19 protein-coding genes, 3 pseudogenes and 1 riboswitch are annotated in these 20,774 nt (G+C 35.1%); of the genes and pseudogenes, 10 read left to right on the forward strand and 12 right to left on the reverse strand.

Annotation, left to right across the window (positions count from 1 at the left end):
* Positions 1 to 198: 198 nt before the first annotated feature.
* Positions 199 to 1,488: an extracellular solute-binding protein gene (locus tag ACECE_RS0205355; RefSeq protein WP_010245107.1), complete on the reverse strand. Its 1,290-nt coding sequence runs from the start codon at positions 1,486 to 1,488 to the stop codon at positions 199 to 201.
* A gap of 297 nt (positions 1,489 to 1,785) precedes the next feature.
* Positions 1,786 to 1,893, forward strand: a riboswitch (TPP riboswitch).
* A gap of 59 nt (positions 1,894 to 1,952) precedes the next feature.
* Here ACECE_RS0205355 and ACECE_RS0205360 point away from each other — a divergent pair.
* The 4 genes from ACECE_RS0205360 to ACECE_RS0205375 are packed head-to-tail and all read left to right on the forward strand — an operon-like array spanning position 1,953 to position 4,793.
* Complete coding sequence (locus tag ACECE_RS0205360; protein WP_010245110.1) at positions 1,953 to 2,240, forward strand: thiamine-binding protein; 288 nt, start codon at positions 1,953 to 1,955, stop codon at positions 2,238 to 2,240.
* Positions 2,215 to 2,976 carry an ABC transporter permease gene (locus ACECE_RS0205365; protein WP_010245113.1) on the forward strand — a complete coding sequence of 254 codons (762 nt, stop codon included), beginning with the start codon at positions 2,215 to 2,217 and terminating at the stop codon, positions 2,974 to 2,976. Before ACECE_RS0205360 ends, ACECE_RS0205365 begins: the two co-directional genes overlap by 26 nt.
* Entirely contained in the window at positions 2,973 to 4,016 is a 1,044-nt protein-coding gene (locus tag ACECE_RS0205370) for an ABC transporter substrate-binding protein (RefSeq protein WP_117385776.1), read from the forward strand. Before ACECE_RS0205365 ends, ACECE_RS0205370 begins: the two co-directional genes overlap by 4 nt.
* Positions 4,017 to 4,040: 24 nt before the next feature.
* Complete coding sequence (locus ACECE_RS0205375; protein ID WP_010245119.1) at positions 4,041 to 4,793, forward strand: ABC transporter ATP-binding protein; 753 nt, start codon at positions 4,041 to 4,043, stop codon at positions 4,791 to 4,793.
* Between the two features lie 276 nt (positions 4,794 to 5,069).
* Here ACECE_RS0205375 and ACECE_RS0205380 read toward each other — a convergent pair whose 3' ends face one another.
* Positions 5,070 to 5,324, reverse strand: coding sequence for an arginine decarboxylase (locus tag ACECE_RS0205380; RefSeq protein WP_010245122.1), 255 nt, complete (start codon positions 5,322 to 5,324; stop codon positions 5,070 to 5,072).
* Positions 5,325 to 5,606: 282 nt separating this feature from the next.
* Here ACECE_RS0205380 and ACECE_RS0205385 point away from each other — a divergent pair, with 282 nt between their 5' ends.
* Entirely contained in the window at positions 5,607 to 7,565 is a 1,959-nt protein-coding gene (locus ACECE_RS0205385; RefSeq protein WP_010245125.1) for a glycoside hydrolase family 9 protein, read from the forward strand.
* 69 nt (positions 7,566 to 7,634) lie between these two features.
* Here ACECE_RS0205385 and ACECE_RS32535 read toward each other — a convergent pair whose 3' ends face one another.
* Together ACECE_RS32535 and ACECE_RS32540 are read right to left on the reverse strand one after the other, a co-directional pair.
* A complete protein-coding gene (locus ACECE_RS32535) occupies positions 7,635 to 7,781 on the reverse strand; it encodes a hypothetical protein (protein ID WP_456048992.1) in 147 nt (48 codons plus the stop codon).
* A gap of 3 nt (positions 7,782 to 7,784) precedes the next feature.
* A pseudogene (locus ACECE_RS32540) lies at positions 7,785 to 7,874 on the reverse strand (hypothetical protein); the annotation flags it as partial.
* Here ACECE_RS32540 and ACECE_RS32290 point away from each other — a divergent pair.
* Positions 7,851 to 7,943 (forward strand): annotated as a pseudogene (locus ACECE_RS32290) (ABC transporter ATP-binding protein); the annotation flags it as partial. The pseudogenes ACECE_RS32540 and ACECE_RS32290 sit on opposite strands and share 24 nt — an antisense overlap.
* 145 nt (positions 7,944 to 8,088) lie before the next feature.
* Here the strand turns inward: ACECE_RS32290 and ACECE_RS0205400 are convergent.
* A complete protein-coding gene (locus ACECE_RS0205400; RefSeq protein WP_010245131.1) occupies positions 8,089 to 8,391 on the reverse strand; it encodes an AzlD domain-containing protein in 303 nt (100 codons plus the stop codon).
* The gene (locus ACECE_RS0205405; RefSeq protein ID WP_010245134.1) at positions 8,388 to 9,113 is read right to left on the reverse strand and encodes an AzlC family ABC transporter permease; all 726 of its coding nucleotides are present in this window, start codon (positions 9,111 to 9,113) and stop codon (positions 8,388 to 8,390) included. The genes ACECE_RS0205400 and ACECE_RS0205405 overlap by 4 nt, the downstream gene beginning before the upstream one ends.
* 345 nt (positions 9,114 to 9,458) lie before the next feature.
* Here ACECE_RS0205405 and ACECE_RS0205410 point away from each other — a divergent pair, with 345 nt between their 5' ends.
* A complete protein-coding gene (locus tag ACECE_RS0205410; protein ID WP_010245137.1) occupies positions 9,459 to 10,253 on the forward strand; it encodes a cysteine--tRNA ligase in 795 nt (264 codons plus the stop codon).
* A gap of 70 nt (positions 10,254 to 10,323) precedes the next feature.
* On the opposite strand, the gene ACECE_RS32295 is transcribed toward ACECE_RS0205410, so the two are convergent.
* Positions 10,324 to 10,506, reverse strand: coding sequence for an RCC1 domain-containing protein (locus ACECE_RS32295; RefSeq protein ID WP_162862485.1), 183 nt, complete (start codon positions 10,504 to 10,506; stop codon positions 10,324 to 10,326).
* Positions 10,507 to 10,667: 161 nt separating this feature from the next.
* Positions 10,668 to 12,815, reverse strand: a complete 2,148-nt coding sequence (locus ACECE_RS0205415; protein WP_162862486.1) for a methyl-accepting chemotaxis protein — start codon at positions 12,813 to 12,815, stop codon at positions 10,668 to 10,670.
* A 528-nt stretch (positions 12,816 to 13,343) separates the two neighbouring features.
* Here ACECE_RS0205415 and ACECE_RS0205420 point away from each other — a divergent pair.
* The 3 genes and pseudogenes from ACECE_RS0205420 to ACECE_RS32300 all read left to right on the forward strand — a co-directional run.
* Complete coding sequence (locus ACECE_RS0205420) at positions 13,344 to 14,714, forward strand: ABC transporter substrate-binding protein (protein ID WP_010245144.1); 1,371 nt, start codon at positions 13,344 to 13,346, stop codon at positions 14,712 to 14,714.
* A gap of 64 nt (positions 14,715 to 14,778) precedes the next feature.
* The gene (locus tag ACECE_RS0205425; protein WP_162862487.1) at positions 14,779 to 14,967 is read left to right on the forward strand and encodes a hypothetical protein; all 189 of its coding nucleotides are present in this window, start codon (positions 14,779 to 14,781) and stop codon (positions 14,965 to 14,967) included.
* A 15-nt stretch (positions 14,968 to 14,982) separates the two neighbouring features.
* A pseudogene (locus ACECE_RS32300) lies at positions 14,983 to 15,252 on the forward strand (hypothetical protein); the annotation flags it as partial.
* Between the two features lie 122 nt (positions 15,253 to 15,374).
* Here the strand turns inward: ACECE_RS32300 and ACECE_RS0205430 are convergent.
* The 4 genes from ACECE_RS0205430 to ACECE_RS0205445 all read right to left on the reverse strand — a co-directional run bounded on the left by ACECE_RS0205430 (position 15,375) and on the right by ACECE_RS0205445 (position 20,577).
* A complete protein-coding gene (locus tag ACECE_RS0205430) occupies positions 15,375 to 16,493 on the reverse strand; it encodes a DUF4179 domain-containing protein (RefSeq protein WP_162862488.1) in 1,119 nt (372 codons plus the stop codon).
* Positions 16,456 to 16,683 (reverse strand): sigma-70 RNA polymerase sigma factor region 4 domain-containing protein, encoded by a 228-nt coding sequence (locus ACECE_RS26670; RefSeq protein WP_010245149.1) that lies wholly within the window; start codon positions 16,681 to 16,683, stop codon positions 16,456 to 16,458. The genes ACECE_RS0205430 and ACECE_RS26670 overlap by 38 nt, the downstream gene beginning before the upstream one ends.
* 7 nt (positions 16,684 to 16,690) lie before the next feature.
* The gene (locus tag ACECE_RS0205440; RefSeq protein ID WP_010245151.1) at positions 16,691 to 17,173 is read right to left on the reverse strand and encodes a transposase; all 483 of its coding nucleotides are present in this window, start codon (positions 17,171 to 17,173) and stop codon (positions 16,691 to 16,693) included.
* Positions 17,174 to 17,424: 251 nt separating this feature from the next.
* The gene (locus tag ACECE_RS0205445) at positions 17,425 to 20,577 is read right to left on the reverse strand and encodes a family 16 glycoside hydrolase (protein ID WP_010245154.1); all 3,153 of its coding nucleotides are present in this window, start codon (positions 20,575 to 20,577) and stop codon (positions 17,425 to 17,427) included.
* Positions 20,578 to 20,774: the final 197 nt, after the last annotated feature.

The following is a 20,774-nucleotide window of genomic DNA, read 5'->3' on the forward strand; positions in this document are numbered from 1 at the left end:
CAACGCTGGGAATATAAATAATATTATGGCCAATTTATTTTGCCTTACAGATTCCATCATAACCCCCCATTCATATTTTGTTTAAATAATCAAACCTTCCAAACATTAAATAGTTCACTATTCTTCTATTCTTTGAATATGGCAGCGATTCATTTCTGGATACCACTGCCATATTCATGTTTGAAAGGTTCGATTTACTTATTCGAGGTTCTTCTTCATTGACTTAACAAAATCTTCAGGAGTTATATTACCAACAAACATTTCCTGTAATAGTGTCAGGTATTCACCTGCATCTTCAGCTTCCATGGTGGTATCAAACCACAGTGTAAATGATGTTGCATTTGCTGCATAATCAGCTAATTTTTTAGTTATTGGATTTACTTTACTATCATCATAATCCTTTTTCCAAACTGCAAGACCTGCTCCGTCAAGATATGAATATTTCGAAATACTTCTAGTGAGTTCAAATGCAGCCTTACCTGCAAGATCAGGATTCTTAGTTGATGCACTTACCATAATAGTATCAACTGCACCGCCCATAAAGTCTGTTGCTTTTGCCTTACCACCTGCCAGAGGAAATGGAATTACATCGTAATCCGCAGGGTTTTCAGTGTCTGTTTGAATGGAACCTGCCATCCAGCTACCTGTTGTATACATTGCAACCTTACCGCTGTAGAACAATGCACTTGCTTCATCGTTTGATAATCCGGTTGCGCCTTTATGAAAAGCCCCCATTTCAACGAGTTGTTTGAATTTCTTGGCAGACGCCAGAAAGTCTGGATCATCGTAACTCTGCCCTTCTTTTTTAAGCGCTGCCTTTACCTTTTCTGGGCCTGCACATTTTAATGTCAAAGCATCGTGGGTCATAGCCAGCACCCAAATATCCTTTGCACTGATACCGATGGGGGTAATACCTTTTTGTATAAGCTTATCACAAACTTGTACCAGTTCATCGAATGTGGTCGGCGCTTTAAGCCCATTTTCATCAAAGATTTTTTTATTGTAGAATAGCGCTGAAATAGGGGTTGTGTATGTAGATCCGTAAATTTTTCCGTTATATGTTGCATATGTTAATGCCGCTTCTGACAACTGTTCCTTATATTCACCTGTATAATATTTGTCAATAGCCAGTACTTTTCCGGATTCTACAAATGGTTTGGAAAATCCACCGCCCCATGTATAGAAAAGGTCAGGAAGGTTATTTGCAGACACAGCTGTTTTAATTTTTGTCTTGTAAGCTTCGTTTTCAAATGTTTCATGAACAATTTTCACTCCAGGATTTGCTGCCTCGAAGTCTTTTATAGCCTTAGTAAACGCCTTACTAAATGCATCACTTTCTGTTGCAATGCTCCAGAGTGTCAGTGTTGTTTCAGTTTTTGGCGGATTATTATCTGACGTTGATGTTTCCTTTTTGCTTGATGCACACCCACTCATAAGAGATGCAATCATTACAACAGACAATACTGTGCTTAACAGCCTTTTTACCATTGTTTGTCTCCCCCTTATACATTATTTGTGATTTAATTATATTAAATATCGCACAACAGAAGAACGGACTATTTTTACTTGTAATGTGTAAAATTTTTACTTTATTAGTGTTGTATTTATAAATCGTCAAAATAGTATAGGATTAAACTTTCTGTCCTTCATGAAATATCTACACTTATCATCTCTTACATACTTGTATTTCAATTACTGATATGCTATTATTAATGCAATTAAGGAATGGCTGAAATATTACTTCGAATTTTTCAGGTATCCTATTATTTCAAACATTCTAAATATATTAATGCATAGGGGTGCTGGTTCTGCCGGCTGAGAGTAAGGGTTTTTCCCTTCAACCCATAACCTGATCTGGGTAATGCCAGCGTAGGGAATGAGTATATAATGTATTACCGCCTATGTTGGGCGGTTTTTGTTGTTTTTAAGGATTATGAAAGGATGATTAAGTTATGGCAATTGTTAATGTGTCACTGCAAGTTATTCCAAATGTGCCTGAAAGTCAGATTTATCCTGTTGTGGATAAAGTCATTGATATGATAGCTAAAAGCGGTGTCAAGTATGAAGTTGGACCAATGGAAACCACAATGGAGGGTGAACTCGACCTCCTTATGGAAATTGTCAAGAAAGCACAAGGAATATGTGTGTCTGAAGGCGCAAGCAGAGTTTGTTCTGTAGTTAAAATTGATTACAAAGAGGAAGGCGTGACCATGGATGAAAAGATTTCGAAATACAGATAATCCTTTTTATCCATCAATAGCCTTTATTGTTTTCATTGTAATATGGGAAATAGTAACAAAAGCAAATAACATAAAAGAATACATACTCCCATCTCCTTCAGCTATCCTGAATGAGTTTACAAAATCCGGCGATCTATTGCTTTATCATTCATTGACGACAATAACAGAAACCGTCTTAGGCTTTATATTGGGTATAATACTGGCGGTTTTACTTTCAGTGATCATGAGCAGCCTGAAGATTTTCCGTAATATTTTTTACCCTTTTATGGTTCTTTCCCAAACAGTACCTATTATTGCAATTGCTCCAATCATTACAATATGGTTTGGAATAGGGATTGTATCAAAATTAATTATTTGTGTTCTGGTAGTATTTTTTCCGGTAACACTTAATTTAACCGAAGGGCTGAACTCATATGACAAAGATCTGGAGGATTTGCTTAAATGTATGAACGCTAGCAAACTCCAGATATTCACAAAATTAAAACTTCCCTCAGCACTGGTTTACTTCTTTTCAGGACTTAAAATCGCAGCTGCCTACGCTGTTATGGGAGCTGTAATGTCTGAGTGGACAGGTGCTGAAAGCGGACTTGGTATTTTTCTTACCCGTTCCATGAAATCTTTCAATACAGCTGCAATGTTCGCAGACATTGTACTTATTTCAGCTTTTAGCATTTTATTATTTATATTTATAAGCATACTAGAGAAAAAAACTATTAAATGGAATTTGAAAGGATGAATATTGTGAAAAAAAACATACTTATATTACTTTGCTTGACATTTATTTTTACTATTACTGCTTCCGGCTGCAGTACAAACAAAAGAATTGAAGCCCCAAGTGAAACTTTTCCGGCATCTAAAGGCAGTTCTGAACTTCAGAAGGTTAGCTTTGTACTTGATTGGACCCCAAATACAAATCATACAGGAATTTATGTTTCCAAAGTAAAAGGCTTTTTTGCAGATGAAGGTTTGGATGTCTCTATAATTCAGCCTGGCGAATCTTCTGCCGATCAGCTTGTAGCTGCCAACACTGCACAATTCGGAATAAGCTACCAGGAAGGTGTTACCTTTGCCCGAGCTGCAGGTATACCTTTAGTATCACTTGCTGCTGTAATACAGCATAACACATCGGGATTTGGTTCCCTGAAAAGCAAAGGAATCGTATCTCCAAAGGATTTCGAAGGTAAAAAATATGGTGGCTGGGGTTCTGAAGTTGAAGCTGCAATGGTAAAACAAGTTGTCAAAGCTGCAGGCGGAAATCCTGAAAAGGTTGAAATCCTTACAACTGGTACATCAGATTTCCTTCAGGCAAGTGAATTGGGGCAAATTGATTTTGCTTGGATATTTGAGGGATGGGATTATATCAATGCCTCAAATAAAGGAGCAGAACTTAACTATATTCCCCTCAGGGAACTTTCCGACGTTTTTGACTACTATACTCCTGTAATAGTTACAAATGAAGACAACATCAATAACAATCGCGAGCTTGTTGAGAAATTCATGAGAGCTGTTCAAAAAGGCTATCAATTTACTATTTCAAATCCTGATGAAGCTGCAGAATGCTTGCTTCAACTAGCACCTGAGCTCGATAGAGAGCTTGTTACCAAAAGCCAGAAATATCTTGCTTCAAAATATCAGGACGATGCGCCTTACTGGGGAATGCAAAAGAAAGAAGTTTGGGAAAAATATATGAATTGGCTTTTTGAAAACAAATTTATCGATTCTGCAATTGATGTTGAAAAAGCATTTACAAATGACTTTTTGCAAACAGGAAAATAATAAGCTATTTGCAGCGGGTGAAAAATGAACACTAAAATTGAAATTAAAAACTTAAAAAAATCATTTATACGAAATAAAGAAACACTTGAGGTCTTAAGCGATATAAACCTGGTTCTCTTTGAAAATCAGTTTGTATCGCTGATAGGCCCAAGCGGCTGTGGTAAAAGTACTTTACTTAGAATTCTGGCAGGTCTGGAAGATAATTTTTGCGGAGATATACTTTTAAATGGTCAGAACCTAAGTAATTCTTCCAGCCAATTTTGCTATATGCCTCAAAAGGATCTTCTTATGCCATGGCGAACAGTATATAAAAACATCATTCTCCCTCTCGAAATAAACAGGAAACTTGATAGAGCTGAAAGCCTTGGAGTTACAAGCCTGATAAAGGAATTCGGTCTTGAAGGTTTTGAAAACTTTTATCCTTCGGAAATATCCGGCGGAATGAAACAGAGAGCCGGTTTACTTCGAACTTTTTTGATGAACAATGATATAATGCTTCTTGATGAGCCCTTTGGAGCCTTGGATGAAATTACTCGTATGAATATGCAGGAATGGCTGCTCAAGGTCTTAAGCGAGCATAAAAAAAGCGTACTCTTCATAACACATGACATTGAAGAAGCAATCTTTCTATCCGATAGAGTGTATGTACTGTCCGATAGACCTGCCTCTGTTTTAAAAACTGTAGATATAGAATTTCCAAGGCCAAGAACAAGGGAAATGCTTTCAACCAATGAATTTCTCAAATACAAGGATATTATATTGAAAGCACTTCGCTAATTGCAAAACATACCGTAGCGAAGGTTATATTTTCAGCATTCCTAATCTATATTTTTTTAGCACTTGTAAGCTTTTAGGACAATTTGGATAGAACTTCAACTTAGATATGATCTGCAAAGCCCTTGACAATAAGTTTCTCACCCGTTGAGAAACTTATTAAAATATTTTGATTGTCACTTTTATCCATACCAAAAAAATATACAGAAAGTGCATCCTTACTTCTTAGCAACACAGCTTTTTAGAGTATTAGCAACTGATGTATGAAAAAACAAATTCCTATCTATGAAAGTATGCATTTTGAGCACCGTAAGCTTGTGCTAAAAGCCTTTCAGATTCATAAATAACTCCAGTAGGGTTATTTGCAAAGTCCAGTTCCTGCATACCATTAGCATCAATCTGGAATACACGCTCACCTAGGTACTCTCTGAACTCTTTAAGTCCATTTCCCTTTTTGTGACCAGGAACGTGAAACTGTGCCACATTATCATCCACATAATTTTTTACCGCATCAAAGAGCGGTGACTGGAGCAAGGGAGGAGTAATCTACTTAGCTATTTAAAGGATATTGCAAACAAAGAGATTTTGTTATAAAATATTCTTATAGGAAAGGATATTTTTACTGATAAGACAAGTCCTTTAGCTGATTTGAGCAAAGCATCTTTTATCGTTGTACCAACACTATTTAACTTCTATCTGATTCTATAGATTTCGTATTATATTTCAAATAATTTTCAAGGTTTTTATAAATTTCTGCCCAGAGAAGGGTGGAAGTTTGCAAATTATAATAAATATTAGTCATAGGAGGAAAACTAAATGAGATTTAAAAATTGTGTAGTTGCTGTTGTATTTGTGTTTTTATTAGCAAATATAGTAGCACCCGGTTCTTTGTTCTCCAGCATAAATGGCGTAGTGGTCAGTGCTGAAACCATTTCTACGGAAAATTACCAGGTGAGTAGCAAGATTTGTCTAAATTCTATTGGTTATTTTCCTGATGCACCAAAAAAGGCAACTATTGCTGCAAGTTGTACCAGTTTTCAACTGGTAACTTCCGCCGGTGAAGTTGTTTTTACCGGAACACCAACTTCAATGCAGGATTCAGACACCGGAGAGCAGGTATACATAGCAGATTTTTCGACTGTAACGCAAACAGGATCGTATATTCTCATTGTTCCTGGAGTAGGAAAAAGTGTTACTTTCAAGATATCTTCAAATGTATATAATGACGCATATAAAACTTCCATGTTGGGTATGTATTTGTGGAGATGTGGAAATGAAGTATCTGCAACATATAATGGGAATACGTTTTCCCATGCAGCATGCCACACTCAGGATGCAAGCACAAAGTATATAAACGGTCAGGACGTAAAAAAAGACAGTACAAAAGGATGGCACGATGCCGGAGATTACAATAAGTATGTAGTTAATGCAGGGATAACTGTAGGAGCTATGTTTATGGCATGGGAACAATTTGAGGATCAGATTAAATCCCTTCAGCTTACTTTGCCGTCAAATGAAAGTAATAATTCAATGCCGGATTTTCTTGATGAAATGAAGTTTGAAACTGATTGGTTGTTAACTATGCAATATCCGGATGGGAGCGGAAAAGTAAGCCATAAGGTAAGTACCTTGTCATTCGGTGATTTTTCTTTACCAAATTTTGAAACTACGCCAAGATATTTTGTTCCATGGAGCAGTGCTGCAACAGCTGATTTTGTAGCTATGATGGCTATGGCAGGCAGAATATTCAAGCCTTATGATTCTGAATATGCTCAGAAATGTATAGACGCTGCCAAAGTTAGTTACAACTTCTTAAAAAACAATCCTAGTAATACTGCTGCAAATCAGTCAGGTTTTTCAACAGGGGAATATGCAACTACAGATCCGGATGACAGACTCTGGGCGGCTGCAGAAATGTGGGAAACACTTGGAGATGCTGATTATCTACAGGATTTTGAAACAAGGGCAAATTCCAAAAGCATAAAGATTGATTCGGATTTTGACTGGGCAGATGTTGGTAACCTTGGAATGTTTACTTATCTTCGTTCATCTAGAACAGGCAAAAACCAATCTTTATATAATTCAATCAAAACGGAACTTCTTTCAGTTGCAAATGAATTGGTAACTACAGCAAACAGCCACGGATATGGAAGACCTATGGGGAAAATGTATTACTGGGGTTGCAACGGAACTGTAGTAAGACAGACAATGATACTTCAACTGGCTAACCAATTGGAGCCAAAAGCTGCGTATATCAATTCTTCACTTGATGCTGTCGGGCATGTATTGGGTAGAAATTATTATGGACGTTCATATGTTACAGGTCTTGGAGTAAATCCTCCTATGAATCCTCACGACAGACGTTCAGGCGGGGATAATATAAGAGATCCATGGCCTGGATATCTTGTTGGTGGTGGACACACTGCTAAAGGCTGGGTGGACATTCAAGACAGTTATCAAACAAATGAAATTGCTATTAACTGGAATGGTGCATTAATATATGCTCTTGCGGCATTTGTTAAGACTGGTTCAACTACTGTGCCAACACCAACAGTAACAGTTGGACCAACACCTTCGAACAACGTTGTAAAGGGTGATGTTGATGGAAATGGAACGTTAAATTCAATTGACTTTGCCTATGTTAGACAATTCCTTCTGGGAATGATAAAAACGTTCCCATCATCAAACGGCGATAAAGCTGCTGATATGGATGGGAATGGAAGCATTAACTCAATTGACTTCGCATTAATGAGACAGGATTTACTTGGTATGTAAGCAATTTTCAGCAGATCGATGAAGAGTGTTAGTGTGTAAAATAGCGTGATCAACAACAAAAATCATATATTAGACTTGAATACCAAAACCCTCCATTTGATAATTTACTCCTATCAAATGGAGGGTTTTTGCTTGTTTCTCAACATCTTTTCCTTGAGGTAATACTGATTTTATAAAATCTCCATCCCCTTTAAAACAACCATCTGTTGCGATCACATGTAAATGAGGATTAAAGTTAAAAAAATCTCCAAATGTTTGTACAGCTATAACAACACCAGGAACCGTCTTGAAGGTTTTGAAAACTTTTATCCTTCGGAAATATCCGGCGGAATGAAACAGAGAGCCGGTTTACTTCGAACTTTTTTGATGAACAATGATGGAATAGAGCTTTGCTCATTGAACTAGGCTTAAGGATTTGGTTAACCAATTCCAAATGCTCGGATATGTGACGACATTTTCTGATTTTCTAATTTCCAAAGCGCCTTGCAAACACATTTCTGTAAAATAATCTACGTTTTACGAATCAGAAAAACATTCCGGTTACATATACTGTCAGTATTGCTCCAAGTGCTACTAAAACCAAACTTTTTCCCTTATAAGCAAGGGCTAAAGCAATGGCAGTTCCACAAAGGGCAGTCTTATAGTTGCCAGTTGATGTTATAATATCCGGAAATGTAAGCGACCCCAAAACTGCATAGGGAACGTACTTTAAGAAGGATTTTATATATTTAGACTTTATTTCTTTCCTGAAAATCGCAATTGGCAATACTCTTGGTAAATAAGTAACAATAGCCATTAATAATACTGCGGTTAATGTATAGGTCATGTTTCTACTCCTTCCTCTTCTGAAGGCCAAATAGCAGCCCCAATTCCGGCACCAAATACTGTAGCTGTAATGACCCGGAAGCCGCTTGATATAAAGTTGAAGAAGGGGATATATTTAAGCACAATATTTATAATAATTGAAATCAGTACAATCATTAAAACAGACTTGGATTTTTTTGCAGGAGGTATAATTATAGCTATAAACATGGCATATAGTGCAATTCCCATTGCACTGCTGACAGATTCAGGCAATGCAGAACATGTAAATGCACCAAAAGTTGTTCCTAGGCTCCAACCGATAATTGGTCCAGAAATCAGTCCCAGCATATATGCATATGAAAGCCTTCCTTTTTCCATGGAAGCCATAGTAAAGGTTTCGTCTGTTATACCAAAACCAAAGATAAGCCTTTGAATTAATGATATCTCCGGGTCTATTTTCTGAGATAGAGAAAGAGACATAAGCATGTAACGGATATTGATAACAAAAGTTGTTAATGTTATTTCAATAAGCCCTGCACTATCTATAATAAGATTTGTGCCAGCAAACTGCCCTGCACTAGTCAGATTGGTCAGGGAAATAAAAACCGCCATTAAAGGAGTAATTCCTCCGCTTACAGCCATCAATCCAAAAGTAAAAGAAACTGGTATGTATCCTAATGCGATTGGAAATCCTTTCTTAAATCCGTATATAAAATCATTTTTATCAGGCAAATACTTATTCATTATAAAGACTCCTAAAGTACTGTTATACGCATTTAGAACATTATAATATTAATTGATAAAATTATCTATAGTGTTTTACAGAATAATCGAAATATGAGTACAGCAATAAGTAAGAGTTTTAGTGTTGATGAATATCATTTGATGGGTACTCAATTGAAGCTATCTCCAATTATGGGATGCTTATAATAACCCAACATTACATTTTTTGGGGTCCATTAAGCATGAAAAAGCAGAATACCTTTGTCAAGACTTGTTGTACCTATCTAAAGTGTGCTATTAGACCCTATGCGAACCCTATGGAGTTATGTTATAATCAATCATTAAAATTTTTAAGGAGACTAATAAATGAATTTAAAAGATTCTAACACATCAACTAATAACAATCAAAATTTTGTAGAAATACAAGGATATAAATATAAAATTTATTCTTGCGGAACTGTTGTTGATCTTCAAAAGGAAAGCGCATCCTTAGGAAATATTTTAGAATCAAAAGAATTGTTGTCAAAATATCACCCTGAAGTTCTAAAGCTTAGTATTCTTTTAAATAAATCTCAAGGTTTAAAAGAACTGACAGATGCTCAATTTATAGCTTCTGAAAAGAGACTTTACTATTTCTATCAAACGTTAAATAACATAAAGAAATTTGCAAATGATAATAGCCAGTTAAATGAAATTATTGCTCCTCACGGTAAAATTATCAAACCAGATGTAGTAAAAGGCATTAAAGTGTCCTTCGTTGCTGCTCTTAATGATAATTTCAATACATCTTTAGCAATTTCAGATTTTCTACAAGTATTTAAGTATTCAAATGCTTTGTTAAATAATGCTAATGAGAATCCTCTTCATAAACTTACAACCTTGAATAAGATATGTAAAGATATTTTAACAACAGCAAATTTATTAGGTATTTTACTAGAAGATCCTGAAGTCTTCATTTTAGGAATAAAGGAAAAATATATAAAGTTAAGAAGTATTGATATGAAAGAAGTAGCAGAGCTAATTAAAACTAGACAAGAGGCAAAATCCCTGAAAAATTACAAATTGGCAGATGAATTAAAAGCAAAACTAGATCAAAAAGGCATTATTGTTCAAGATTCACAATTTGGCTCTGGATGGGACATTAAAGAACTATTTTTTTAACGGAGTATAAATTTTTGTTTATCGGATTTTGTACAATCCTTCTTAAGCAAGTAATTTCAACTGCCTAACTTTATAAATAATTGTATATTTGTAAAATCAGTTTAAAATTGCTTGCTGAGAAGTAGCAAATGGAAGACGAACCGTTTCCTAACTGTCCATAGTTATTGCATCCAAAGCTTACTATTGCTCCATCATCCTTAAGTGCAAGAACATGTCTATAACTTGCGCAAATGGCCTTAACACCCGAAAGCAAGTAAATAGTATACTCAGGTGTTTTTGATATTATTTGAAACGCACCCGTTTCTGCTTTGGATAATGAAAAAATTAGACTTTATGTTAAGAAAACAGAAAGTAGTTTTTTCATTATCCCTAAATATCTAACATTTTTGTCCTGTATATCTTTAATTGATCTCATTAGTCGTTTATTCTGAATATATCAACTATTTTATTGAGTTCTCTGGCCATGTCATTGAGTTTTAAAGCAAGACCAGATAATTGTTCTGCACCTGTTTGCTGTTCAAAGGCAGTTATGCTCACATCCTGTGTTGCTGAAGCGGTATCTGAAGACAGCATATGAATATTTGCTATGGACTTAAGTGTGAATTCCTTTGATACAAGAGCTTTACTCAGAGATTCCTTAGAACTGTTCATATTATTTATTATTTCTTCCATAGCATTATAAATCGTCCGGAAACTCATATCTACCTCAGAGACTGCTTCAAGCTGAATATTGACTATTTCCTCTGCATGAGCAACTGAATGTACTGTTTCTTCAGTCTTTTCCTGAATATTGTTTATTATATTGCTTATATCAGTCAAAGAACGTTTTGATTTGTCTGCAAGAAGCTTAATGTTTTTAGCTACCACAGCAAATCCTTTCCCAGCTTCGCCTGACCTCGCTGCTTCTATCGAGGCGTTAAGAGATAGCAGCTTTGTTTGTTCAACTATTTCTACAATTAGCTTGATGATTTTTTTGATTTGCTTCATTTCAGTGCTTAGAGAATTTATGGTTATGGTTATTTCTTCTGATACTGTATGGGTTTCATGTGCTTTTATGTTAAGTGATCTGATGGATTCGAGGGTACTATCGCTAATTTTTTTAGTATCTAAAATAATATCGGATGCATGGGTGATATTATCTACAACCTGATTTATGTCTTCTGACAGGCTGCTAACATGTTTAACACATAATGTAGTATCATTAACCTGGTCTGATGCACCTTGAGATATCTGTTGGACAGCTATGGCTGTTTGGCTGGATGCAATTTGTGATACCTTTGAAAAGGCTGCAAGCTCTTCGGCGTCCTGCAAGACGGATTCTGAACTTGTCTGAACTGTTGAAATAATACCTCGTATGTTTTCGACCATGCTGTTAAACTTTTGCAATACCACAGCAATTTCGTCACTGTACCTGTCCTCAATATTTACATAAAGGTTTCCCATGCTTGCTTCGTCCATAAGCACCAACATTCTTTTAAGAGGCATGGATATGCTCTTTGTTATAAGGAAGGATAGGATCAGTGCAAGGCTAAGAATCACAAGAGCGATACTGAGAATACTCCATAAAATACTACTGGATTCTTTTTGAAGGTATGTGTATGGTATTGTGCTCACAACAAACCAATCTGTATCTTTGATGGCAGAGAAGGTTACAAGGTGTTTGCTGTTATTAATATTTGTGGTAAAGGAAAAGTCCTTTTTATCTTTTGTACTTAAAAGCCTGTTTATCATGGATTTTTCCCTGTATAAGCTGTTAGGGGGTGTTTTTTCGAGGTCTCTGCTTGATATGACCGTGCCTTTAGAGTCCATAACAAAGATATCTACGTTTTTACCTAAATCTACATTGTTATATATTGAAGACAAAAAGTTCTGATCATAAACGGTATATAATGACAATCTAAAGCCATAATAGTTAGGTATGCTATCTTTAATAGTGTATGGAATAGAGTTCTTTATATATATAATCGAATCCTTACCACTTTCAAGTTTTTTACTAAGCCAGTGCCCTGAAGATGAGGAGTTTGGAAATGATTTGTCAAGATTGACACTGTCTTCAAGGGTCATGGGAGTAGAGATATCTGTGTTAAGTATCTTTAAGAGTTCATTTCTATCCTGAATTTTTAGAAATATGGATATGACGTTAGTATTGTCGCCAAAATTGGCAATAAATGGAGGTACTATTTGTTTCGTATAAGCTGTCGTTCTTTCAAAACCTGAGCCGACATTCATGTAAATGCTGACGCCTTTAACAGCATCACTATAGGTTATCAGTTCATTACAGATAGACTCATACTTTTTCATCTGCAAAGAAATATTTTGGCTTACTTGATCGACTACCTGAACCGAGTATGTTTCTATTTTCGATTTTATGGCAGAGCTTGACTTATAAAAGCTCATAGTTCCAAGCAACACTATAGGGAAAATTGAAATGACAATAAATGAAATAATCAATCTTGTATTGATTTTTATTCTTCTGAAATTGAACTCATAAAAATCAGTCAAAAAACTAAAAAGTTTCCGTTTGGGATGAAAGATTGTTTTAATAATTTTTTTTAGTGGCATTAATATGTTCTTCTTTATATCCAATTATCTCACCTCAAAAATTTTTGTAAAATTAGTACTGCAAAAATAGAGGTTCTATATTGATCGCGTTACACTATTCTTTTAAAAAGTTTGTTTTTGTAGCAAACTTTTTTAGAAAATATAGTTCATATGTATATCACAGCCGAACTTACTACTTTGATTGCAGCTTCCGCTGCGATACACTATTTAGTTTTTATATCGGAATTATATTGAAATAAGATTATAGGTTTAAATGTAGTTTTTTATACTATGTCTTCTCAAAAAGATTGTTTTTTGAGAAGATATAGTTCCACTGTTTATCGCAGCGGAACTTACTGCTTTGATTGCGGCTTCCGCTGCGACATGAATTTACACTTAGTGTAAAAATTTACTTATTTTTTTATAAAATTACTATAAATTTGAATTTATAAAAAGCCGATAATGATTATACGCATGATATTATCATGGTTAAGGGCAGAGAAAGTCTAAAGGAAGCGTGAATAAGCGTTTTGCATGAGGAGGAAATTTATGAATTTCATAAAAAGCACGTCAATCTACAAACTAATAACATTAATGGTAATTTTTGCAGTGTTTGTTTTCTTTACAGCATGCAGTAGAAGTGTTGAGAGAGAGCGACCGGATCCAACGCCAAGCCAAGGTAAGCAGCCTGAAAAAGTAAATGATGCTAAGACGACAGTGAAGTTTATGTTACATGGATATAAGGATGTTTTTGATAGTTTAAGCAATGAATTTACCAGCCAAAACCCTGATATCAAGGTTGAAATATTATTAGTTGATAGTGAAATGTATAATCAGGTTAAGGCACAAAAGTTATTGTCGGGGGATGTGGATCTTGTTTTGAATTTTCAGACAAATCCATTAGAAACTGAATGGGCTAAAGGTGCCGTTAAATCCCAATTTCAACAAGAAATAGAAATTGGTTATTACTCTGATTTAACCGATATGCCTAACTTGAAGAATTGGAAACAGAATGTATTAGAAGAGTCTTCCATGCTAAAAGGAAGAGTTTACGCTGTTCCATTTGCGTTATCTGCATTGAACACTGTCTTTTATAATAAAAAAATATTTGAAGAAAATGGACTAGTGATACCGGAAACGTGGAGTGAATTTATAAATATATGCAATGTTTTACAAAAGAAAAAAATTAGACCATTGATTGTCGGTGCAAAAGAAAGTTGGCCTTTGCTCATGATTTCAAATGCTTTTGTTGCAGCAACCGAATCTGATATGCCATCTTATGCAAAACAACTCTGGACTGGTGAGAGAAAATTTAATGATGAGAAATCTCTTAAAATATGGGAGAAGGGATTGGATTTTGTAACATGTTTAGGAAGTGGTTATGACTCGATTGAGTATGCAAGTGTAGCGGGTAGATTTGCTGAAGGTGAAGCTGCAATGCTGGTAGATGGATCCTGGCAAGGTTTTACCATTATGAATAACAATCCGTCGATGGAATTTGGTTGCTTTACTTTGCCTGGGGATACAAAGGGCGATGAACCTGTTCAGATATCGGGTAAATATGATATGATGATAAGTGTCAATGATAAGTCTCCGAGGAGAGACGCTGCGTTGAAATGGCTTGATTTTTTGTGCGAGAAGCAGAACTACAAAAAATTTGTTGAATTGTCTCAGGTAATTCCAGTAGTTGATGTTGATGTGGATAATGAGTTTATTAATTCTCTGGCTCCTTACATGAAAAATCCTACTGTAGCATGGGAGCATGTTATGCCTGTACATTCAGATGTGAGACTTGCGAGGTTTTCATCTTTTGTACAGTATAGAATTATTCGAGGGGCATATTCTACTCCTAAAAATCTTGCAGATGCTGCTCAAAAAGAATGGGATGAAATACTTGGCAGTATTGCCGCTGAAAAATGATTCCTCATTCAAATTATGATTAAGGGCAGAAAAAGCCTTAAGGTATTTGTGAATAAGTGTTTTGTTGGGAGAGGTGGATCTTGTTCTGAATTGCCAGACGAATCCATTTGTAGCTGAATGGGCTAAAGGTGCTGTTACCCCTCAATTTCAACAGGAAATAGAAATTGGTTATTACTCCGATTTAACCGATTTGCCTAACTTAAAGAATTGGAAACAGAATGTCTTGGAAGAGTCTACTATGCTTAAAGGATAAGTTTACGCTGTTCCCTTTGCTTTATCTGCACTGAACACTGTATTTTATAATAAAAAGATATTCGCAGAAAATAAGTTAACGATACCAGAAACATGGAGTGAATTTATAAATATATGTTGTGTTTTACAAGAGAAAAAAATTAAACCTTTGATTGTTGCAGTAAAAGACAGTTGGCCGCTACTCATGATTAACAACGCTTTTGTAGCTGCTACTAAAATCAAAAAATTATCCAAAATAATATCCATTCGCTTTGATTATATTTCATCTATCAAACATAGTGGCTGATAACACAATCTCAAACAACATCTATAGACTGAACATGTTGGATTTGCTTCACAGCAAATCCAACACTCACACTCTCTGCAATCCTTATTAGCAAACAACTATTCTCTAAAGTTTGAACATTTCTAATCCAAAGGAATTTCTAATACTTCATCACTATATGTTGAATAATTTATACACTTAATTTCCAACTTCATATTTTCGCCTTTCCCTTTAAACCTGTATATTCTGTCAACAGCATTCGGACTTTCTGCTTCCCTATCAAAAGCATTCGGATCAACCATATCCATAAACTCGTTACCATCCATAAGCCCCATCACAGCAATTCCTTTGCTTGATACTACCACACAGGTATTTTCTCCTTCATAATACACATTCTTTATTACTAGATCATCATTAACTTTGATTTCTTTTTTTCCAATTGATACATCTACTCTCTTGTCTACAATCAACATACTTTCAAGTCTTATATTTTTGATTTCAAGAGATTCAAAGTTTTCAGGAATTGCATCCCCTCTATTTGTAAAAGAGATTTTTCCAAATCTATTACTCATCTCACTTCCATAAATCTCAATACTCTCACCTTTATCTGTTGAAATATCAAAATTCACTCTTGGCATTTCCCTCACACGTTCTCCATTAGTATTAATCGGAGGCTTATCTTTAAGAACTTCTTTTGCACTATCTGACAATCCTTCTAGTCTCCCTTTAGCATATGTCGTCATTGATGAAGCAGTAATTTTGTCAAACATTATAGCATAATCGCCAACTTTGACTTTTTTCTTCAAGGATTTCTCCACAGTCTTATTCAATGCTTTATTTCTGTCTAAAGTAAACCTTATACTCTTCTCTTCAATCAATCCATTTTTTAAATATCTTACGTTTAGCTTCATCCATTTTTCATAAAACTTTGGAGGTTCGAAATCATATACAAAAAAACAATTACGCCTATCATCTATAAACGTACCTCCACTACTATTACAAAAATATCCAAAAGGTTTTATTCCAGATAAACCAAGAGATAATGATGACACATCCAAATCCTCTTTTAAATTTTCATATTTGCAAAACACCTCCATCACATTATCATCAAACACTATTCCATCAACAGTAACCTTAATACCGTTGCTAAATGTACACGACTTATTTATTTTCTGACCTCTTCCTTCATCATTGATTTTCTTCAAGCTTCCAGAAATCACATCTTCATATCCCACAAACTTCTTTCCATAATATTGTAGCATAGTCCATATCAAGAAAGTATTTAAGCTTTATTGCTTCCTGTTGATGTATATTTAACTTTTTTAAATATGTAAATACATCATGTCTGGTCTCTTCTCTTTGATAATCCTCAAAATATTCCTCTTCTTCATTAGAATCAATAAGGATCGTCTCATTCCTTTTTCTTAAACCATTCTTACATACATTCACCAAAATAGTCTTACTCCAACTGTAAAAAGAATCTGGCTCTCTTAGCTTTATTTGCCGTTCTTCTTACTTCTGCTACCAGAGAACCCAGCTTATCTACCAATGTTTTTGTGCCAACATCTTCAAGCTTTGTTTCTGAGAGCATTGTGGACTTAAACCACGATAACAAGTTATTTGTAATGAAAACAAACCATAGGAAAGCATGTATTCCGTCAAACTTCCTGGTTCTAAGGTTTTTGATATGGTATACACTTTTGCACGTCTTAAAAAAAGTTTCTATGGTTTGTCTTTGGTTGTAAAAATAGAACATACCCACTGCAGACATTTGATTTAGCGGCATGTTAGACACTAGCATGGTGTATTCAAAATCTCCCTTTTTGGTAAGGGTTCTTACTATGATATACCACAAGCCATCGGTAGTGGGAAGTTCAAATAAATCTATACAACCATCAACATCTTCCCATTCCGACTTCTTAACGCTTTTGACTTGTAACATATAATATCTGGTTTTTTACTCGGTTATTAAATAGTTTCAATCCACACGCCCACAAAGGGCGCGACATTATAAGCTTTTTGGATCAAGCGTCCCTCGATTTTTTTATAAAAGTTAGCTGGACAACGGGATGAAACAGAATTATAGCTATCTTAATTAAGGAAAAGGAGCCATGCACAGCAATTTATTCTACTGCTTGTGCGACAGCCCCTCTACGTTATATGAAAGATGTCAAAGTTATTTAAATAATTATTTTACTTACCGTATATAATTGCATCATCATAAGTGACATCTGTACGGTAAGTTCTGAAACCAATAGCTCCTTGGAGATATTCTGATTTATCGGCTTCATTATCTGTATAGTTTATTACAGGTGTTGAGCCATTGTTAACATATACTTTTATATTATTATCTGTAGCTTCAATTTTAATATCATAATCAACACCTGCCTGGACATTCATTGGATATTGAGTTAACCATCTGCAGTTGTTTTTTAATTTCCAAAGGATAATAGCATTATTAAAAGCATCAACAGTAACATTATAGCCTGTGAACATATCTGCACCTGCATTTATATTGCTTGCTCTAAACATTATACCTGCTGAGGAATAGGTAGTTTCGTTTGCTACATTTATTTTAGTGCTAAGTATAAAATTCCCAAACGAATCAAATTCAGAACTGTTTACTTTTTTGATTACAGCTTTTATTCCTTCTCCGGCAACGGCCTTTAATTTCTTATTACTTACTGTCCAGTTTGTGCTGCTTTCTCCGGCAACAGTCCGCAGTCTTGTTGGAATTATGCCCGTAGTATCAGTGTCAAAATCATCCCCAAATAATGGAACAGACACTCCGTTTACCTCGAAATTATCATAGTGTGCGTGGGTTCGGTAATTTCTCACGCCTACCTGCCCGGCAGCAAGTAACTGATCTCTGTCGGGATTGGTATCTTTATAAACAATAACAGGGTTTATCATGTCATCCAAGTATACTTTAATTACGTTTTCTATCATGTCTACTTTTAGATGATACTTCTTGTTGGGCAATATATTTGTGAGATGATTTGCTGCAATAGTGCAGTTGTTATTGAATCTAGCAAGTGTTACTGCCTTGTTGAAGGCATCTATGGAAACAGTGTACCCTTTGAAAGCATCCGGCCCTGATCCTATATTTGTAGCTCTTAACACTATACCAGCCCCAGAGTATGTTGTACTGTTTGATACTGTAACATCACTTTCAACAGTAACATTTTTATAAGCTTGGTTTTTTAGCAATGCTTTTATACCTTCACCAGCTTCACTGCTCAATTCGCCTTTCTCATAAGCCCATTTTGAGGATTCCTCAAACTGCCATGTATTTGTGTCTGCAAATTCAGGCATATTAAACATATTCCAGTAAAAAGGCACCAGTCTGAATCCGGATAATGTTGCTTTACCACTCACAGGTGAAGCTTGTGAACCTAATGATATCTTTAAACTGACTTTTCCTGTATTACCCGAGTTAAAGGATATATCTTTATAGAGGAAATTTACAAATTCACTTGCAGGTATGCTGTTGCTTATATTTGCAATAGATACACTTGCATTATTAGGTGCAGACAAACCATTTACACCGTAGTATAAGAGTTTATAATCCCTGTTAGGTTCAAGGTTCAACTCTTGTGAAAGAGTTGCATAACCGCTGGTGAGGCTAATTTCACATGGTTTTGGATCAGATGTGGTTTTTGGTATAGTAATTGGTGTTATTGTAGAATCGTTCAGCTGATATCCGGAACCGCTGATTGTCCAACCTGAAGCCTTATTTAAAAGCATTCCGTTTTCTATGGCAGATACATATAATTTGAATGTTTCCTCATATTTATTACCCTGGCTGTCATTGAGTTTGATAGTAACATTGAAGTATTTAGTTGCAGCATCCGTTGGAACAGTCCAGTTCAAATTATATGTTCCAGTTGAATTTGTAATGGGAACACTTGCAGTTATTGTACTAGTGTTTGGAAGCCCATCAATCTGCATATTTACAGATGAACTATCTGAATCCTTTATTCTAATAGGCAATGAAACTGTGTTTCCGGCTTTTACTTCAACGTTACGGAAATAGTTTGTAACGACTGGCATTGAAGTTGATGTTGTTTTAGTTTTCTTATATTTTATTGTCGGGTCACCATAAAAAGTAGCCTGCATAGTATAATAACAATAGTTTGTTATAAGGAAATTCTGCGCTGCTTTTCCTGCACAAATATTTGTTGCATCGTTGAATATATTTGTGTAGGAACCAGGGTAGTAAAGATTCGAAGGTGCAAGATCTCCAAAAACATTTAATACGTAATCACTGTTGTAAATATAAGCCTTGCCCAAACAATCTTCGTTATTGCCGTTAGTAGATAATTTGTAGGAAATATATCTTGAACTACTACAGGGAACAAGAAGAACCGCCCTTGATTTTACGTTTATTTTGCGCAATTTGTCAGAGGTTAGAAAATTAGGATTAGGGTTATAGAAAGTACCGTTTATAAGCGTACTGTCAACATAGTTGTGGGCATTGATAAAACCATGTCCATTAATAAAAACTGCTTTAAAACCCTGACTGCTTAATGTATCGTAAAGGTATTCATCATTACTTCTAGTTGGATCGTAGTTTAGTTTTACACTTGTGAATTGTGAATCCAAGTAACTATTTAAATGATCCTTTGAACACTCCCCATATAAATAATATCTACTTTCCTCTTCGTTTGTAAGAGTTGCACCTGTGCCAATCCTGTATGAATGCACTTTGTTTAAATACTTAATTACTTCACGACATTCTTTATAATCGTTATCAATAGTATCGTAAGAATTGTCCGATTGTCTAACGATACTACCTTTTATGTAAATTCTCCCGAAAAACATTTCTGGAGCAATGTTGCTGAAATTATAATTACCGGAGGAATCCAAAGGAGGACTGACAAAACCGCTATTAACAGTCCATCCCATATTCATGTCTGCATAATAAATATCACAAGGATCTGCATAATAACCGTCATTAGGATCTATAATGGTATTATTTTTATTTCTAAACCATGCAGTTTGTATTGCAGGATGTGAGCCAATCATTATAAAGCCGGTATAGCCATTTCCATAATAACCTCTTATCATTTCTTTTAACTGATCTGGTGTACTGCATATTTTTTGCGCGGACCCATCTGCGACATTGTTGACATTTACTTGAGCTGGAAGCCAACCTTCATTAATCAAATCAGCTTTATACTGATCAAGTGCCTGTTGTAACTGAGTTCCATTGCTTGCCTTTAATAAAGGGTTGCTCACAATTATCAGGAACTTTTCGTTAGACGCAGCATTTGCGTCAATAGTTAAACAAAAGCTAGTTAACAGTAATGAAACAACTAAAGTTAACAATATAAACTTTTTCATAAACATTTCTCCTTATAAGCTTTTTTGATAGATAGGTACTTGGTTTTTTTACAATACCATATCAAACCCTGCTTTTCAATACTAAAAATTCAAATTATCCCTAAAAATACCCATGCACTTTATTTTAAATAAAAAATCATAAAATAATATTATCCTTAAGTACTGAATCTCCTGCACAAAACAAAAAATCTCTTTAT

The sequence above is a fragment of the Acetivibrio cellulolyticus CD2 genome, from assembly GCF_000179595.2.
In the GTDB taxonomy this organism is placed as follows: Bacteria; Bacillota; Clostridia; order Acetivibrionales; family Acetivibrionaceae; genus Acetivibrio; species Acetivibrio cellulolyticus.

Coding starts and splice junctions, on each gene's coding strand:
- ACECE_RS0205405 (WP_010245134.1), bottom strand. CDS start 9,113: ATGAATAAGTATTTGCCTGATAAAAATGATTTTATATACGGATTTAAG.
- ACECE_RS0205370 (WP_117385776.1), top strand. CDS start 2,973: ATGAATATTGTGAAAAAAAACATACTTATATTACTTTGCTTGACATTT.
- ACECE_RS0205355 (WP_010245107.1), bottom strand. CDS start 1,488: ATGGTAAAAAGGCTGTTAAGCACAGTATTGTCTGTTGTAATGATTGCA.
- ACECE_RS0205400 (WP_010245131.1), bottom strand. CDS start 8,391: ATGACCTATACATTAACCGCAGTATTATTAATGGCTATTGTTACTTAT.
- ACECE_RS0205420 (WP_010245144.1), top strand. CDS start 13,344: ATGAATTTCATAAAAAGCACGTCAATCTACAAACTAATAACATTAATG.
- ACECE_RS0205385 (WP_010245125.1), top strand. CDS start 5,607: ATGAGATTTAAAAATTGTGTAGTTGCTGTTGTATTTGTGTTTTTATTA.
- ACECE_RS0205375 (WP_010245119.1), top strand. CDS start 4,041: ATGAACACTAAAATTGAAATTAAAAACTTAAAAAAATCATTTATACGA.
- ACECE_RS0205365 (WP_010245113.1), top strand. CDS start 2,215: ATGAAAAGATTTCGAAATACAGATAATCCTTTTTATCCATCAATAGCC.
- ACECE_RS0205445 (WP_010245154.1), bottom strand. CDS start 20,577: ATGAAAAAGTTTATATTGTTAACTTTAGTTGTTTCATTACTGTTAACT.
- ACECE_RS0205410 (WP_010245137.1), top strand. CDS start 9,459: ATGAATTTAAAAGATTCTAACACATCAACTAATAACAATCAAAATTTT.
- ACECE_RS0205440 (WP_010245151.1), bottom strand. CDS start 17,173: ATGTTACAAGTCAAAAGCGTTAAGAAGTCGGAATGGGAAGATGTTGAT.
- ACECE_RS0205430 (WP_162862488.1), bottom strand. CDS start 16,493: ATGCTACAATATTATGGAAAGAAGTTTGTGGGATATGAAGATGTGATT.
- ACECE_RS0205415 (WP_162862486.1), bottom strand. CDS start 12,815: ATGCCACTAAAAAAAATTATTAAAACAATCTTTCATCCCAAACGGAAA.
- ACECE_RS0205360 (WP_010245110.1), top strand. CDS start 1,953: ATGGCAATTGTTAATGTGTCACTGCAAGTTATTCCAAATGTGCCTGAA.